Here is a 17,464-nt window from a genome sequence, read left to right as displayed (position 1 = left end):
TTCCTTTGTCCCATCATTCTCTGCTACTTCCGGGCAGTGTTAACCACCCGGTATAATAAACAAAATAGAACAAGCACAAAAACGTCGGCAATACAATGAAAGAATTAATCTTATTACTGCTCCTGATTCCCGGTCTTAGTTTCGGTCAAGCCACAGGTGTAAGTGTTTCGGGCAATGTAAAAGACCAGAGCAGCAAGGCTCCACTACCGTATGTAAACGTAGTATTGAAAAACGAGAAAGACAGCAGTTTTGTAAGCGGAACGGTCACCAGCGAAGAGGGCCGGTTTACTCTGGCCAATATCAAACCCGGAAACTATACCCTGGAATTTTCTTTTATTGGCTACACAACCAGAAAACAATCGCTTTTTGTAGGCAACCTTAGTTCATTTCTGGATGTTGCCACCATTGAACTGTCTGAAAAAACCGAGGTATTGAATGAAGTAACCATAACCGCCCGGCAAGATGAGGTAGGCAGCAAAATGGATAAAAAGATTTTTACAGTAGCTGACAACATCAGCCAGAGTGGTGGCTCAGTGCTGCAGGCTATGCAAAATCTGCCCGGTGTAACTCTGCAGGACGGTAAGGTACAGCTGCGTGGCAGCGACAAGGTAACGGTGCTGATTGACGGCAAACAAACTGCGCTGACAGGCTTTGGTAGCCAGACGAGTCTGGACAATATTCCGGCCTCGGCCATAGAAAAAATCGAAATCATCAATAATCCCTCTGCCCGATACGACGCCAACGGCAATGCCGGCATCATCAATATTATCTATAAAACCAACAAACAGGAGGGTTTCAATGGCAAGGCAGGTCTGGCCGGAGGGCTGGGTGCTTTGTGGATAAAACAAGATAACCTGCCGGGTATTCGCCCACAGTATCAGGCAACGCCCAAAATTAACCCATCGCTGGCGCTCAACTACAGAAAAAACAAAATCAATGCTTTTTTTCAGGGCGATTACCTCTATACCAAAACGCTCAATAAAAATGAATTTGTAGACCGGTATTATGATAGTGGCGACGTGGTGCGACAACAAACCAAACGCAACCGTAGCACAAGCCTGCCTATCGCCAAAGTGGGTATGGACTGGAACATCAACAACCAAAACATGCTTACGGTATCGGGTTTCTTTAGCAGTGAAAAAATACTGGACAACGGCGATGAACCCTTTTTCAATGCCGATTTAACTGAAAGGCTGCGCTTGTGGCAGTTTCTGGAAGATGAGTTGAAAACAACCGTGATGGCGTCGTCGGCCTATCAGCATAAGTTCAAAGAAGCAGGGCATCTGCTCAATATAGGTTTCAATTATACCTTCCACCGCGAAGACGAAAAGTATTTCTTTACCAATATCATGCCCACTTACACGGGGCTGGATGCCTTTAAGCTGATTTCGGATGAACACGTAGGCGATTTGAACGTAGACTATGTTCGTCCGCTCCGGTATGGTCGTTTTGAAAGCGGACTGAAGTTCAGACGCCGGGTGATACCCACCAACATGCTGTTTATTCCGGGGCTTAACTCACCGCTGGATGTAAACGCCGGAGGAGCCGCCACTTACAAAGAGACGATTCCGGCATTGTATGGCACTTATGTGTTCGAAAATCCGAAATATGAACTTGAAGCAGGGCTGCGTCTTGAATACGTCGGGGTGCGTTATGACGTAAACCCCAACCATAATACTTACAAGAGCGATGGTTACAATTACACCCAACCATTCCCCAATGTGCGGTTGGCTTATAAAATCAATGATCAGAACAAATTATCGTTTTTCTACAATCGCCGGGTTGATCGCCCCAACGAAGTAGATATCCGTATTTTCCCGAAATATGACGACGCCGAAATCATTAAAATAGGCAACCCTGCGCTAAGTCCACAATTCACTAATTCACTCGAGTTGGGCTATAAAACGGGCTGGAACAAAGGCTATCTATACTCGGCGATTTATCATCGCATAGCCGATGGTACCATTACCCGCATTGCCAGCACAGTACCCGGCAGCAACCTGATTTACGCCATTTTTCAGAATGCCAAACGCAGCTACAACACAGGTTTAGAGTTGCTGCTTTCGCAGGAACTGAGCCCGGCATTTACCTTAAACCTGAACACAAATATCTATAAAAACAGAATTGATGCCTTTACCGTCGAAAATAAATACCCTGCACCACATACTTTTACGGCTGCTAAACAAGAGCTGGTGTCGGGCAATGTAAAACTAAGCGGCACCATACACCTGCCCAAAAAAGTAGACGCCCAGTTTGTGGCGATATACCTTGCCCCCGACATTATTCCGCAGGGTAAAATGGGTTCACGTTTTTCGGTCGACGCAGGCATAAAAAAGACAATCAATAAGTGTGAAGTATTCTTAAACGCCACCGACCTGCTGAACACAATGGTAATCAGGAAAGAGGTTTTCGGCGATGGTTTCAGATACATAAGCACAGACTACTACGAAACACAAGTGATTCGGATAGGGTACAATTATAAATTCTAGGCTTGAGATTGCTTTACTTGTAGCATGGGTGAGAGGGCGGAAAGCTACAGTCGACTGCCCCCCTTACATCCGGCTACAACAAGCGTAGATTCGGCTACGTCTGTCAATTGAAACCTGCAGAACTTTGCAGAAACAAAAACAGACAAGCAAATGAAAATTGTATTGACAGGTTCCTTAGGCCATATCAGTAAGCCATTGGCACAAGAACTAATCCAAAGCGGGCATTCGGTAACGGTCATCAGCAGCAATGCCGGCAGAGCCACAGATATTGAAGCATTGGGCGCACAGGCAGCCATCGGGTCGGTTGAGAATGTCGATTTCCTCACCGTCACATTCACCGGTGCCGATGCAGTGTATTGTATGGTTCCGCCCAACGATACCGAAACCAATCAGGTGGCTTATTATAGTCGCGTAGGTCGATGCTATGTCGAGGCCATCCGGCAGGCAGGTGTGGCGCATGTAGTAGAGCTCAGCAGTTATGGGGCGCATCTGCCCGCAGGCACAGGCTATATTGTGGGTTCGCATCAGGTTGAGCAGCTATTCAACGCATTGACAGACGCATCGGTTACACACATTCGTCCGGGCTTTTTTTATTACAACCTGCTCAATTTTATCCCGATGATCAAACACGCAGGTTTCATAGGCACCAACTATGGCGGAGACGACAAACTGGCCACGGTGTCGCCGACAGATATCGCCACGGCCATTGCAGAAGAAATAGTAAAACCCACCGAAGGAATCAATATAAGGTATGCAGTGAGCGACGACCGCCCCTGCAACGAAATAGCCGCCCTGCTTGGCAAAGCCATCGGCAAACCCGACTTAAAATGGCTGACTCTCACCAGTGAACAGATGCACAAAAACCTGACCACGAACGGTGTACCGGCACACATAGCGGATAATCTGGTAGAATTGGGCGAAGCCACCCATAGCGGAGCCCTGCGCGAAGACTACGAAACACAGCAGGTAACATTAGGAAAAACCAAGCTGGATGATTTTGTGGCTGAATTTATTGAAGCTTATAACAATTGAGTGAGTTAGTGAATGAGTGATTATAATTATTTGTTGAAGTTTTAAATGTATGGAGCACTAATCATATCCAATACTGTCATAATATGGGTATGTTTATTTGCAAATTAGTAGAATAATTGATAATTTAACTATTCTCAACATTCACTCATTCACTCATTCACTCATTCACTCATTCACTCATTCACTCATTCACTCATTCACTCATTCACTAACTCACTCAATCACTCAATAAAATGCCTCCCATCCGACATATCAGAACCATTCAGGAGTTTCACCAGCTCAGGGGTTTGCCCAAACCGGAGCATCCGCTTATTAGTGTGGTCGATTATGATGCTATCAAACATTCAATTGATGATAATAGCACGAGCCTGGTGCTGGACTTTTACTCCATCGCCCTCAAACGAAACATCAACGGTAAAATCGTCTACGGGCAACAGGAATACGATTTTGATGAAGGGCTGATGTTCTTTATTTCTCCCGGCCAGGTTTTCAGAGTAGAAAGAGACGCCGAAGCCATATCGAAGCGCACGGGTTGGATTCTGCTCATCCACCCAGATTTCCTTTGGAATACAGCATTGGGCAAGCACATGAAACAATACGAGTTTTTTGACTACTCAACCCACGAAGCCCTGTTTCTTTCAGAAAAAGAAGAAGCTATTGTGATGGAAATCATCAAAAACATCGGGCACGAATACCGCTCCAATATCGACAAGTTCAGTCAGAATATCATCATCTCTCAGCTCGAATTGATGCTCAATTACGCCGAAAGATTCTATCACCGGCAGTTTATTACCCGCAAAATAAGCAACCACCGCCTGTTGGAACGCCTCGAAGAACTATTGAACGACTATTTTAACAGAGATGATATAACGGAGAAAGGCCTGCCTACGGTGCAACAAGTGGCCGATGCTCTCAACGTATCTCCCAATTACCTGAGCGGACTCCTGAAAGTACTGACCGGACAAAGCACCCAGCAACACATACACAATAAGCTCATCGAAAAAGCCAAAGAAAAACTGTCGGCTTCCAGTTTGAGCGTCAGCGAGATAGCCTATCAACTGGGTTTCGAACACCCGCAATCGTTCAGCAAGCTATTTAAAACCAAAACTAACCTGTCGCCAATGGAATTCAGGGCATCTTTCAATTAAAAAGCCTTTATGGATAATTCTGCTTGTAGGTCATAAAGGGTCAAAATTTTGCCCCCAACATCATGATAACCCCATTCGACAATCTGCAATCGAAATTCGACAATAATATATTCTTATTCATCTGAAATTATTATCTTTCACCCATCTAACCAACCCTTTCAAATGAAAAAGATATTCAAAATTGTACTATGGTCGGTACTGGCCATTGTAGTAGTGCTTGGCGGCTTGCTGGGCGTGTTCATCTACAAAGTTAAATATGGTTTTCCGGTGTCTTATGAAACCGAAGCGCCTGCCATCAATTTCCCTACCGGTGCACCCGCCATTCTGGTGTTTTCAAAAACCACCGGTTTCCGCCACGGCGAATCCATCGAGGCTTCAAAACCTGTTTTTGCCGACCTCGCTGCTAAAAACAACTGGTTTGTATATGAAACCGAAGACGGCGGTGTATTTAATGAAGCCCAACTGGCAAAATTCAATACCGTTATTTTCAATAATTCAACCGGTGAGGTCATCAACGACGAGCAGAAACGAGCCCTCGAAAAATATGTAGAAAACGGCGGTAGCCTGATGGGTATCCACGGTGCCGGTGACGACTCCCACCACTGGGACTGGTACGAGCAGAACCTGCTGGGTTCTAAATTCTCGCACCACCCTATCGACCCTCAGTTTCAGAAAACCTTTGTGCTGCTTGATTCTCAGGCCGACAGCCTCATTACTTCTGACATCCCGCCAAGCTGGGCTCATGCCGACGAGTGGTATGTATTCTTTAAGAACCCACGCGAAAAAGGCTTTCAGATTCAGTATACCATCAATGGCGAAAGCATCAATCCGAGCGGTAATATCCTATTCGTAAAAGACAAAAACTACGGCATGGGCAAAGACCACCCTGTTGCCTGGTGCAAACAGATTGGCAAGGGTAAAACTTTTTATACGTCTATAGGGCACAACGAATCAGCCTGGAAAAACGAGCATTTCTTAAAACTCGTTGAAAACGCCATCCGCTGGACACAGGAGAAGAAATTTTAAACATTCATATTGTATCCATAAATTTCCCCTCCTTATTTCAAGGAGGGGTGGCAATTTCCCTGACAACGTCGGAAAATTGACGGGTCGGACCGCCGATGCGGTGGTGCAATGGCTTAGGCGCACCTCAAATCAGTTTTATATGCATTTCAATCCATCATGCGAACCATGAAAAAACTTCTATTTCCCACCATACTACTAGCCTTGTGCGCCGTGTTGATGGTTTCTTTCAAAGCCTATCAGCCCAAGAAAAACAAGCGGCCTAATATCGTGTTCATCATGTCTGACGACCACGCCTATCAGGCTATTTCGGCGTATGACACCCGCCTCACCAGCACGCCCAACATTGACCGCATTGCCAAAGAAGGCATGCTTTTCAGCAATGCCTGTGTTACCAACTCTATCTGTGCACCATCAAGGGCCGTTATTCTTACGGGCAAGCACAGCCACATCAACGGAAAAATCGACAACAATTTTCCGTTTGATACCACCAACGTAACCTTCCCGCAGATTCTGCAGGCCAATGGCTACCAGACAGCCATGTTTGGCAAGCTGCACTTCGGCAACAATCCGAAGGGTTTCGACGAATTCAAGATTCTTCCCGATCAGGGGCATTATTATAATCCGGATTTCATCACCAAAAAAGAAGGAAAAACCAAGGTTCAGGGATACGTGACCGACATCATCACCGACATGACCCTCAACTGGCTGAAAAACGAGCGCGATGCCGACAAGCCTTTCTTTCTGGCCTATCTGCACAAAGCGCCACACCGCGAATGGCTGCCTGCCGAGCGTCATTATCGCCAGTTTACTCAAAAAAAATTCCCCGAACCAGCCACCCTTTTTGACAGCTATGAAGGCCGCGGTCGTGCTGCCAAAGAGCAGGAAATGACCCTCATGCACCACATGACCTGGGGCGGCGACTCAAAGATAAAGCCTGAAATAATGGATAAGTTCGGACTGAAAGAGAATCATCCTACCGACAGAGCGTTGTACAAATCGAATCTGGCCCGGATGAACGATGCGCAGCGGAAATCGTGGAACGAAACGTACGATAAGGTAAACGAAGATTTTGTGAGCCGGTATCCGTCCATGACCGACAAAGACCAACTGCAATGGCGTTATCAGCGATACATGCAGGATTACCTCGGCTGCATTGCCTCTGTTGACGACGGTGTGGGCCAGGTGCTCGACTTCCTGAAAGCCAACAATCTCGACGAAAACACGATTGTAATCTACACCTCCGATCAGGGCTTTTATTTGGGCGAACACGGCTGGTACGACAAACGCTTTATTTATGACGAGTCGTTCAAAACACCCCTGCTAGTCAAATGGCCTGCCGTAATCAAAGCCGGTTCTAAAAACTCGCAGATGGTACAGAATCTGGATTTTGCGCAGACATTTTTGGAAGCTGCCGGTATCAAACCTCCGGCCGATATGCAGGGAGAAAGCATGCTGCCGATTTTTAAAGGTCAGGGTGGTAAATTCCGTGATGCCGCCTATTATCACTACTACGAATACCCCGGCGTGCACATGGTGAAACGCCACTATGGCATTGTAACCGAAGATTTCAAGCTGGTGCATTTCTATTATGATATTGACGAATGGGAGCTGTACGACCGTCGTAAGGACAAAAACGAAATGAAAAACGTGTATAACGACCCTGCCTACGCCAAAGTGCGCGCCGAGCTACACAAAAAACTGACTGCCCTGCGAGTGAAATACAAAGACTCAAAAGAGTTAGACAAAATGTATATCGAGAAATATAAAGAGCTGGGGAAAAAGTAATTCCATTGCCGCAATGGAATTGCAACAATGGAATTGTGGCGCGATTTTTCAAATCGCATCATTGACTCTGCTCCCTTAGCAGAATACAACAAACAGAGACGCACCACCATGCGTCTCTGTTTTGTTAATTAGTTTTTCACTATTACCAAAAAGTTAAAAAAACGTAATGCTACAATTAAAAAACGAGAGCAGAGGTACCGGCAAATAATTTCCGTGGCTTTCTCATTGCATTTATCAATCTCGCAATTACATTTGATTATCCATGAAAAAACTACTGCTCATTACTAAATAACACGTGACTAACAAAAACTCGGTATATCTGTAACAATATCGATTAAACACACAAACCCCAGGTATCATACAAATTCCAGCCCTTTTTGTACACGGCTTACTACTCTGAAGACAGGTATTCGTCTTTAGATGTGCTGTCTTGCCCAAAAACAAGACACCCCCTGTTCAGTAATTCTTTGAGTACAATTATCCATAAATTTTTAAACCTTCTATTTCATGAAAACTACATTTAAACTCATCAAAAACAGCAGGCTCATTGCATTACTTATCCTGACTATCTTTGGGATAACACTAACCCAGTGTAGTAAAGATAAGCCGCTTACGCCGGACAATACTACTTCAAAAAAATCACAAACCGATTTCGAGGTCACCCTCTCTGATGCCCAGAATCTGGCAACACATCAGCTAAACATGGTTGATGAACAAAATTACCGACGTTTACGCAAAACAAAAGCTGTAGCCGACCCTTTCAAACCTGAGAAACGGGAAATTGAAACTTCAAGAACAGTTAAAGACTTAGGTGAAGATTTATATCATATTGTTAACTACAAAGAGCAAAAAGGCTTTGTTATTATTGCCGCCGACAAAAGGGTCGGCCCTGTTCTTGCTTATTCTGATAACAGCACTTTTGGTGATGAAAATGCGCCCGGGTTAAAACATTGGTTTCATAATGCCCAAAAACATATAAAACATGCAAAATCGAAAAGGGAAATTCCTGCTGAAACAAAAAGGCTTTGGGAAATTCTTGAGGGTAAACCTTTACAAAGAAAAGGACGTCAAACTGATCAATGTGATGAATTCACTATATATTATGAAACGGGCAGATACGTTGATGCTATAGCCCGGTGGTGGCAGAAGGGTTGGTACAATTATTACTCTCCAACAGATAATGGCTGTAATGGTATTGCAGGATGCAACAAAAAACTTGCAGGTTGCGGGCCGGTAGCAATGGGAATGGTTATGAGATACCATCAATATCCATCAAACCTATCAATATGTATCAATGGAGATTGTGCAACGATGGATTATCCAAACATGCCACAAGACCCCAGTAATAACTGCTCTTTTGCTAACAATAACGAGAAACAAGTGGCTTTATTAATCCGGCAATGTGGAGCATTTACAAGCACAGGATATGGTGCTTTTGGAAATTGTAATACTTGGACCGTACCCGGTAATATCAACAACGGACTTGCCAGTTTTGGATACATTAATGGTGGTGGCACATGGGATGATCTAAACAATAATTATGCTCAGGTAAAATACGATTTAGAACATTTCTATCCCGTTATTTTTACCGGGACACTTAATATTGTTAATTTAAGCGATTCTCATACATGGGTTGGAGATGGATATTCCTATTTATCTTATCAGTATTACATAAATGATTGTCCGGAAAACCAGTTCTGTAATGATAATTGTATAAGTGCTCTGTATGAGTATATAGGATTAAACTGGGGTCTTGGCGGAACAAGTAATGGATATTACACTGCCAACTATAGCTTCCCGTATCAATCTTCACCTGGTGTTTATGACTATTACGACACCTATTTGAGAGCGTTAACAGGGATAAGAAAAAACTAATGGCTTATCAAAAAGAATAGGTTGATGCCCGGCTATTCTACGGCATATTCTAAAACAGAGACGCACCACCGTGCGTCTCTGTTTGTTTGGCTGGTTAATCAATTTCAACAAACTAATTGGCTTATGATTTATAGATTGACTAATCTTTATGTCTGATATACTTTGAGTATTCGGTTCAAAACCGTATTTTTGATGAAATCACAACTACACGAACTAGAAATCCAAAATCCACAATTGGAAAACCGGAACAATTGTCTGAAAATCCGGAAAACGCGAGCGAGTTACCAGTAATATTGAAATTATAGTACTAACAACCATTGAGTGAACGCTTTAAAAGCCAGATACCTCATCATGCAACAGACAAAAGTTTTAATAACATTTTTTAACGTACCTAATCACTAGAATTTTTATAGTTTAACACCTTAAACATTACCCGATATGATTATTGAAACAACTCATTTGCCGGTTGAAGAAGGCGAATCAATTGCTGAGGTTACAGCAAAAAAACAGTGGGTTACTCCAGACCACCAAAAAATAGAGGTTTCTGCCAGGTTATCCATGCTTCTGGACCCGGACTCGACAGGTTCAGCATAAAAAATATCCTATCAGGCATGGTACACACGTATATTTGATACCGTACCCCAAACAATCTTGTTTGCGCTCAGCGTCTCCCGTGCACAACACTTTAAATCGTGCAGAGAGACGCTGAGTTTTAATGTTATTATCCCACACCAGTAGTGACAATTCTCTATCGGCTTTCAACATGCAACTGGCCATTGGTTTGGGTATTTCGAGCGGGCTTTTGATACTGAAATATTTCCAGTACGATCACGCAATGACCAACAACAACGCGCACAACGCTTTCAGATATACGTTTGTCGTAGTGAATTTGATAAGTACCTTATCCAGTCTTGCTTTCAGAAGACTCACGCGTCAGACGGCTCCAATTTGCAATAGTCTTTGATGCCCTTGCAATTGGATACCCGATAGCCGACCCAAAGACTTGTCTGAGAAGTAGAGACAAGGCAATGCCTTGTCTCTACCCCAATCACACAAAAATATCTTCTGTCTGGCTAAATATTCAATCTTCAGTACATCATCCGTTCACAGAAGGCGTTTATGTGTGACAGCAAATTTTCTGCATTAAAATGCTGTAACAATTGCAAATCCGTCAATATTATAATAATATTGCATTCAAATCCGTCAATATTATAATTATTCAGGATTTAAATGCGAAAAAATGATAAAACGTCATCTTCATATACCAATTGAAAACAAACTTTTCAAGGGGAAAGCGATTCTTTTATTTGGCCCGCGCCAAACCGGGAAATCAACACTGATTGAATCTATATTGGAAGATAAGGATTATCTATACCTGAATGGAGACGATGCTGATACCGGGGCTATTCTGGCAAACGCAACAGCAACAAAGTTGAAACTGGCAATCGGTCAAAAGAAAATAGTCTTCATTGATGAAGCCCAGCGAATCTCTAATATTGGCCTGACCCTAAAATTGTTTACAGATCAAATCAAAGATGTGCAGGTTATTGCAACCGGTTCATCTGCCTTTGAATTATCCAACCGTGTGAATGAACCTCTAACAGGGCGAAAATATGAATTTATGCTTTATCCACTGAGTTTTTCAGAAATGGTTGGATATCACGGTCTCATTCAGGAAAAAAGGCATTTAGATCATAGGCTAATCTATGGATATTATCCAGAAATAGTGACCAAAATAGGAGAAGAAAAAGAACATCTAAAGCTCCTGGCCGATAGTTATCTTTATAAAGACCTGCTGATGCTGGAACAAATTAAAAAGCCAATGCTGCTTGAAAAGCTACTAAAGGCATTAGCTCTGCAAATTGGTAGTGAAGTTAACTATCAGGAGCTTGGTCAATTAACTGGAAGTGATGGAAAAACGGTTGATAAATACATAGGTCTGCTCGAAAAAACATTTGTTGTTTTCCGCTTGCCCGCATTTAGCCGGAATGTTCGGAACGAAATCAAAAAAGGTCAGAAAGTGTATTTTTATGATTGTGGCATTAGAAATGCCATTATAAATAATTTTAAGCCGATATCGGGCAGGGCAGACACAGGAGCATTGTGGGAAAACTTTCTCATGGCTGAACGTATGAAATACATTAAGTATAATAATATTGATGCAGAACGATATTTTTGGCGAACAACACAACAGCAAGAGATTGATCTGATTGAGGATTCCGAGGGAAAACTTTATGCTTATGAGTTTAAATGGAATCCATCTTCAAGAGTAAGATTCCCTCAGACATTTACACAACACTATGCGGGGTCTGAAACCAAAGTAATTACTCCTGAAAACATGGAGGAATTTCTCCTCAGATAAACCAGAATATCTTCCACTCAACTGATCATTCTCCAAACAGTGCAAAGGGGACTCTGAGGTTTTCAGGGCTGCCCTTGGCATACTCTTTTAGAAGATAATTGTGCTTGTCTATCGCCGAAATCCACTAATTTTGGTTCATTCATCAGACGTACGGTCATCTATGGATAATACCCTCGTAAAACAAAGGCTACCGGTAACACTCGCAATTGCCATCTTCATGCAAATGCTTGATTCTACCATTCTGAATACAGCATTGCCGGCCATAGCGCAGGATCTCCACCAGTCGGCCATCAATATGCACTATGCTATAGTGAGCTATGTGCTTACATTGGCCGTACTGATGCCCGTGAGTGGTTTCCTGGCTGATAAATTCGGTACAAAGAAAATCTTTATTATGGCGCTGATTATTTTTAGTGTCGGTTCATTGCTTTGTGCGCTTTCACAATCCCTCACGCATCTCATCATTTCTCGCATTATTCAGGGGGCAGGCGGTAGCCTGCTTACACCCGTCGGCAAGCTGGCGCTCATCAAAACATTCGACAGCAAAGAAATGGTAAAGGCCATGAACTTTGCCATAGTACCTGCTCTGATAGGCCCGGTTATGGGTCCGCTAGTGGGTGGGTATGTATCAGTCTATCTTTCCTGGCACTGGATATTCCTCCTCAATATTCCCATAGGCATACTGGGCATTATTCTGGCGCAGAACTACATGCCCGACTACCGCTCCGAATCACCCAAATTTGATTTACGGGGCTTCTTCTATTTCTCTGTCGCCTCGCTCCTGTTGTCGTTGTCCATCGAATTACTGGGCGACATCGAAAATCTTACACTCGTGCTTACAGTTTTCATCGTAGGTATTTTATTGTTTGTCATCTATTTTGCCTATGCCCGTAAATCTGACAACCCCCTCTTTCCCCTCAACCTGTTTCTGGTGCGCACGTTCAGGGTCGGTATACTGGGTAATTTCGCCACTCGGCTGGGCATCAGCGCCGTACCTTTGCTCCTGCCCCTCATGATACAAACCATCTACGGGCAGTCGGCCATTGTATCGGGTTGGATGGTGGCCCCTATGGCACTGATGGCCATTTTTGCCAAGTCGAGGGTTATTAATATCCTTTCCAGGTTCGGGTATCGCAACACACTGGTGGTGAACACCGTCATTATCGGTCTATTGATAAGCGCGCTGGCCATCCCGGGCATACATACCTCTATTTACTGGTTTGTGCCTATCATTGTAGCCATCGGGTTTTTCAATTCCATTCAGTTTACATCCATGAACAGCATCGCCATTGCCGACCTCCGCAAGCACCACACCAGCAGCGGCAATTCTCTGTTGGCTGTCAACCAGCAGTTGGCCATTGGTTTCGGTATTTCGAGCGGGCTCCTGATACTGAAATATTTCCAATACGACCACACAATGACGGACAACAACGCGCACAACGCTTTTAGATATACGTTTGTAGTTGTCGGGCTCATCAGCACCTTATCCAGTCTGGTTTTCAGAAGACTGCACTCCTCAGACGGCTCCAATTTACAATAGCATACCCTTACAATTAGATTTATAAACCCATATTTTAATTTCTCAATTTCCCTTCCAGCCGATACCTTTTATAGCTTATCTTTGTTGAGTACGCTTGTCAATATTAATCCTCAATCATCATGGCACGCTTAAATTTTCTCACTCCGCTTTTTATTGCTGCCAATCTGCAGCAGTCCGTATCATTTTATACCGACAAACTCGGCTTTGAAATATGGTACATCGGCCCGGAAGAAGACCCCTTCTTTGCCTTCCTTGGCCGCGACGGTGTCTCAATCAATCTGAAAGTAATTAATACCGAAGTGCTTCCGCTTCCCAATTCCGTCAGACACAGAGACGCCCGCTGGGACGCCTACATCAATACGTCAGACCCTGACGGCCTGTTTCAAGAATTTCAATCAAAAGGTGTCACATTCAGCCAGCCTCTTATGAATAATGACGACAACCTGCGGGGATTTGAACTCGCTGACGCCGATGGCTATATCTTATTTTTCGGACGACCGCTAAGTGAGGAAGAAAAAGCCCTGCCCGGCTGATTATTCAATTTCTGGCATGGTTCTTTTCTGTCTATGCGTGTAAACTAACAGATACTGAAATGGAATATAAAATCGAAAAATTCTACTTCCTTGATGACGGTACCATGCCGAACAGCGAACTACCCGTTATTATCTACCGGCAAGTAACCGATGCCGAAAACAAAACCAAATGGTTTGAAGAGACTTTCAAAGCCAATGGCTGGACCAACAACTGGCGCGATACAATTTATCATTACGATCATTTTCATAGTACCACCCACGAAGTACTGGGTGTGGGTGAAGGAAGCGTTACCCTGCGTATCGGTGGCAGAAACGGAGTTTCGTTTGAAGTAACCGCCGGTGACGTACTGATATTACCTGCAGGTACTGCGCATTCTGCCGTATCTGAACATCTCAATTACGAAATAGTTGGCGGCTACCCCGACGGCCGGAAATGGGATATTCTGATAGGCAACGATGACGAACGGGAACAGGCACTGGAGAATATCAACAATGTACCCATGCCCACCACAGACCCTGTTTTCGGTCAGCAGGGAGAATTACTGAAACAATGGCAATTTCAAGATATTAATGAACTACCCGACTTCAAGCGGGTTATCGGACCAGGCGGGTGTTGAGGGGCGTATTTCTTTGCAATTAATTCGTTCACCGAATACTTCAACTGCCACCTGAACCAGAGCGGCATTATCTCCTCTTTCACCACACCCTGAACCCAACTGCCAGACTGAACGCCTTTCCCCCCTCATTAAGATAATTCTCATGTCTGCCGGCTACCATAAATCTCCCTGCTTCCATGCCTACTTCCATCACATATCCTACCATTCCATCAATGAAACCTCCATTAAATTTCCTTTGACCTCGAACGTCAAAATAAGGTCCAGACCATGAAAAAGCAAGACCGCCGGCTAGGTAAGGTCTCACTGTGCCACTAGCCAGATTAGCACACAGCAGCGTAGAAATATTATAGGCATTCCACTTAACGGTCGTGTTCTGATAAGAATACCCGTGATCGTTCATATTTAATTCCATGCGACTGTACAAGTGCCTGTTAGAACCCGATAAAGGTATTTTCATAAAAACTCCGAGCAGTTTTCCCTGCATGTAGTTATAACCCTGTAAACTCGAGGCTCTATTCGATAGGTTTATCCCCCCTTTCACACCAAAGGAAACATGGTTTTTGGATGTAGTCTTGACCACCTCGGTACTCCCACCGAAACATGAATTATATTTCCCGACAATAGTCGATAAATCCTTCTCTGTGAACTCAACATTGGTTACTGGCAACGTTATCTTGTCACAATCCTGCAACAATATATTGAGCATATTCAGGTATTCTTTTCGCACTCTTTCATAAACCAGCCCGCCTTGCTCCTTCAGCACTTTTTCTCTGATTATCCGTAGCTGCAAGCTTAGGGTGTCCTTTTCAGCAAAAAAAATGGCCAGGCCATCCTGCTGTTGATAAGTATACAACGATACCCTGCCTCTCACCAGTGCCTTTGCAAAAACCTGCTCTTCAATCGTTCCTTCATCCGATTTCACCCGAAACATCTTGCTCACAAACGGGGTTTCGTCAGTAATAAACCCACTGATATCTTCCGGCCCATAATTTACGGCTTTGCCCTTATCAATTTTGAAAGAAATACCATAGGCATCACGAAAAACATTGATAGCCCCACTCAGCGTATCTCTATGCGGTGTGATTATCTTACCCGGAATAAAATCTCTTTGCCCGAAAGCATGTAGAAGAATTACTGAAAAAGCGAAAGTCAGAATGAATTTTTTGGCCAGCATGTTGGTGGATAGTAGTTTTAGCCCAGCGTATTTAGGGTACGCCACAAATATACTTCTTTTCAGATTGCATACAAATAAACACCTCTGAGTCTCACAAAAATATCCTATCCCAGTGGGGCTTACATCCCTTTAACAAATGGCCGTATATTCAAACATCGCTTACTACCACCTTCCGGTGTTCGCGGCCCCAGTTAATCATTTCCTGTATAATCCTGCCGAAAGAGCGGCAGTGTTCGGTGGGTTCGTATTCAATCAAAACAGGTATATCGGTATAAACCGTGCGTTTCACCAGCTTGCTCATTTCCATTTCCTTCAGTTCTCTTGCCAGCATACGCGTGGTGATACCAGGTATACTGCGTTCAATTTCTCTGAACCGTCTGTTTCCGTTGCAAATAGAGTTGATCACCGGCAGGCGCCATTTACCACCAATAAAATAGAGGGTATCCTGCAATGCTTTCAGTTCTTCGGTATGATTTCTTTCGTTCGCCATGTTGTAATCTGATATACTTAGTGATACTGATTACAAAAGTATATCATTTACCAAATACCTTTGCCAAAAATCAAAGAAAAAATGACAACATTCAAAAACAAAGTAGTACTGATTACAGGCGGAAACAGCGGCATAGGCTATGCCACAGCGCAGGAATTCGCACAACAGGGCGCCACGGTGCTGATTACCGGCCGCCGCAAAGAAGCCATAGAAAAGGCCGCAGCAGAAACAGGCGCCATACCATTTGTAGCCGATCAGGCAAATCTGGACGATACCGACGCCCTCGCAGAAGCCATGCGCACGCAATTCGGGAAGATAGATATATTGTTTATCAATGCCGGTATCACAGGGCAAATGATCGCCATAGAACAGGCCACCGAAAACAATTTTGATGAGGTGATAAACATCAATTTCAAAGGCGCCTATTTCACCCTGAGTAAACTGATACCTTTACTTAACGATGGCGCATCGGTAGTCATTCTGTCGTCAATCGTAGCATCAACCTACAAGGTGGGCAGTTCGGTCTATCAGGCCAGCAAGGCTGCACTCAATTCCATAGCCAAAACAGCGGCCAACGAACTGGCGCCACGCAATATCAGGGTAAATATCGTCAGTCCGGGGCCAACCCGTACCGAGGTACTCAGCAAATCAGGTTTAGATGAAGCCGGTGTGCACCAGTTGTACAACAGCCTGGCGCAGGTCATTCCCCTAAAGAAAATCGGTACGGCCGAAGACGTGGCCAAACTTGTGGCGTACCTGAGCAGCGATGCCGCGCTGTTCATCACGGGCAGCGAAATTATCATTGACGGCGGCATGACCCTCTGAAAGATTCCATCTCAGTACACCATTGCCCCGCAGCGAAACAGATTGTTTTTAAGCGGGGCAATTATTGCATCAAGACCCCTGCGCTCCGGCAATGCAGCCCCGCAAAATAGTGCTTCCGACTCTATGATTAGCAGTAACACGGCCTTATACAAGCATAATTATCAATATCTGCTCAAAAAGTAAGTCATTATTACTAAAAATTATATAATATGGCTTGCATTTTCAATAGCTTCACTATAATTTTGAATAATTGACTAAAGATACCCAGATTAAACGTGAAAGGCAGCTCTTAAAAAGAGTACGTACGCCTGCTATCACTTAGCCAAGACGTGTATAAGCAACCATTTTGGTAATACATTTACCAGAATGAATATAAAAATTCTGCAATAGGTAATTATTCATTGCAGGCACCTGACAAAGCATTATTTGTACCCGATTACGTGTTTTTAAACTATTGAACCTCTCATGAAAATGGTATTTTGCAGAACAACTGTGCTCAGTCCTTTCTTTACGTGCAACCCCCAGTTTGATATTTATTTACACCATTAACTTATGATTAGCCACTTTA

The 17,464-nt window shown here is 43.9% G+C and carries 15 protein-coding genes; 13 read left to right on the top strand and 2 right to left on the bottom strand.

Annotation, left to right across the window (positions count from 1 at the left end; translation table 11 throughout):
- The first annotated feature begins 95 nt into the window (after positions 1–95).
- The 12 genes from AC1RRY_RS18595 to AC1RRY_RS18540 all read left to right on the top strand — a co-directional run bounded on the left by AC1RRY_RS18595 (position 96) and on the right by AC1RRY_RS18540 (position 14,407).
- The gene (locus AC1RRY_RS18595) at positions 96–2,489 is read left to right on the top strand and encodes a TonB-dependent receptor (RefSeq protein ID WP_492821807.1); all 2,394 of its coding nucleotides are present in this window, start codon (positions 96–98) and stop codon (positions 2,487–2,489) included.
- Between the two features lie 150 nt (positions 2,490–2,639).
- The gene (locus AC1RRY_RS18590; RefSeq protein WP_492821809.1) at positions 2,640–3,521 is read left to right on the top strand and encodes an NmrA family NAD(P)-binding protein; all 882 of its coding nucleotides are present in this window, start codon (positions 2,640–2,642) and stop codon (positions 3,519–3,521) included.
- 233 nt (positions 3,522–3,754) lie between these two features.
- Positions 3,755–4,669: a helix-turn-helix domain-containing protein gene (locus AC1RRY_RS18585; protein ID WP_492821811.1), complete on the top strand. Its 915-nt coding sequence runs from the start codon at positions 3,755–3,757 to the stop codon at positions 4,667–4,669.
- Positions 4,670–4,831: 162 nt separating this feature from the next.
- Positions 4,832–5,695 carry a ThuA domain-containing protein gene (locus AC1RRY_RS18580; RefSeq protein ID WP_492821813.1) on the top strand — a complete coding sequence of 288 codons (864 nt, stop codon included), beginning with the start codon at positions 4,832–4,834 and terminating at the stop codon, positions 5,693–5,695.
- Positions 5,696–5,860: 165 nt separating this feature from the next.
- Positions 5,861–7,480, top strand: coding sequence for a sulfatase family protein (locus AC1RRY_RS18575; protein ID WP_492821815.1), 1,620 nt, complete (start codon positions 5,861–5,863; stop codon positions 7,478–7,480).
- A 507-nt stretch (positions 7,481–7,987) separates the two neighbouring features.
- Positions 7,988–9,355 carry a Spi family protease inhibitor gene (locus AC1RRY_RS18570; RefSeq protein ID WP_492821817.1) on the top strand — a complete coding sequence of 456 codons (1,368 nt, stop codon included), beginning with the start codon at positions 7,988–7,990 and terminating at the stop codon, positions 9,353–9,355.
- A 438-nt stretch (positions 9,356–9,793) separates the two neighbouring features.
- Complete coding sequence (locus AC1RRY_RS18565) at positions 9,794–9,949, top strand: hypothetical protein (protein WP_492821819.1); 156 nt, start codon at positions 9,794–9,796, stop codon at positions 9,947–9,949.
- Between the two features lie 121 nt (positions 9,950–10,070).
- Entirely contained in the window at positions 10,071–10,319 is a 249-nt protein-coding gene (locus tag AC1RRY_RS18560; RefSeq protein WP_492821821.1) for a hypothetical protein, read from the top strand.
- A gap of 276 nt (positions 10,320–10,595) precedes the next feature.
- Positions 10,596–11,717, top strand: a complete 1,122-nt coding sequence (locus AC1RRY_RS18555; protein WP_492821823.1) for an ATP-binding protein — start codon at positions 10,596–10,598, stop codon at positions 11,715–11,717.
- A 160-nt stretch (positions 11,718–11,877) separates the two neighbouring features.
- Positions 11,878–13,257: a DHA2 family efflux MFS transporter permease subunit gene (locus AC1RRY_RS18550; protein WP_492821825.1), complete on the top strand. Its 1,380-nt coding sequence runs from the start codon at positions 11,878–11,880 to the stop codon at positions 13,255–13,257.
- 119 nt (positions 13,258–13,376) lie between these two features.
- Positions 13,377–13,790 (top strand): VOC family protein, encoded by a 414-nt coding sequence (locus AC1RRY_RS18545; protein ID WP_492821827.1) that lies wholly within the window; start codon positions 13,377–13,379, stop codon positions 13,788–13,790.
- Between the two features lie 59 nt (positions 13,791–13,849).
- Positions 13,850–14,407, top strand: a complete 558-nt coding sequence (locus tag AC1RRY_RS18540) for an AraC family ligand binding domain-containing protein (RefSeq protein ID WP_492821829.1) — start codon at positions 13,850–13,852, stop codon at positions 14,405–14,407.
- A gap of 79 nt (positions 14,408–14,486) precedes the next feature.
- Here the strand turns inward: AC1RRY_RS18540 and AC1RRY_RS18535 are convergent, their stop codons facing one another.
- Both AC1RRY_RS18535 and AC1RRY_RS18530 read right to left on the bottom strand, forming a co-directional pair.
- Complete coding sequence (locus AC1RRY_RS18535; protein WP_492821831.1) at positions 14,487–15,581, bottom strand: hypothetical protein; 1,095 nt, start codon at positions 15,579–15,581, stop codon at positions 14,487–14,489.
- Between the two features lie 148 nt (positions 15,582–15,729).
- The gene (locus AC1RRY_RS18530; RefSeq protein ID WP_492821833.1) at positions 15,730–16,071 is read right to left on the bottom strand and encodes a winged helix-turn-helix transcriptional regulator; all 342 of its coding nucleotides are present in this window, start codon (positions 16,069–16,071) and stop codon (positions 15,730–15,732) included.
- A gap of 81 nt (positions 16,072–16,152) precedes the next feature.
- On the opposite strand from AC1RRY_RS18530, the gene AC1RRY_RS18525 reads away from it, so the two are divergent.
- The gene (locus AC1RRY_RS18525) at positions 16,153–16,896 is read left to right on the top strand and encodes an SDR family oxidoreductase (protein ID WP_492821835.1); all 744 of its coding nucleotides are present in this window, start codon (positions 16,153–16,155) and stop codon (positions 16,894–16,896) included.
- The last annotated feature ends 568 nt before the right edge of the window (positions 16,897–17,464 follow it).

It is taken from the genome of Emticicia sp. GW821-FHT11C11 (assembly GCF_058808615.1).
Note: the sequence above shows the minus strand (reverse complement) of the source record. Positions and strands in the feature narration are given on the sequence as shown.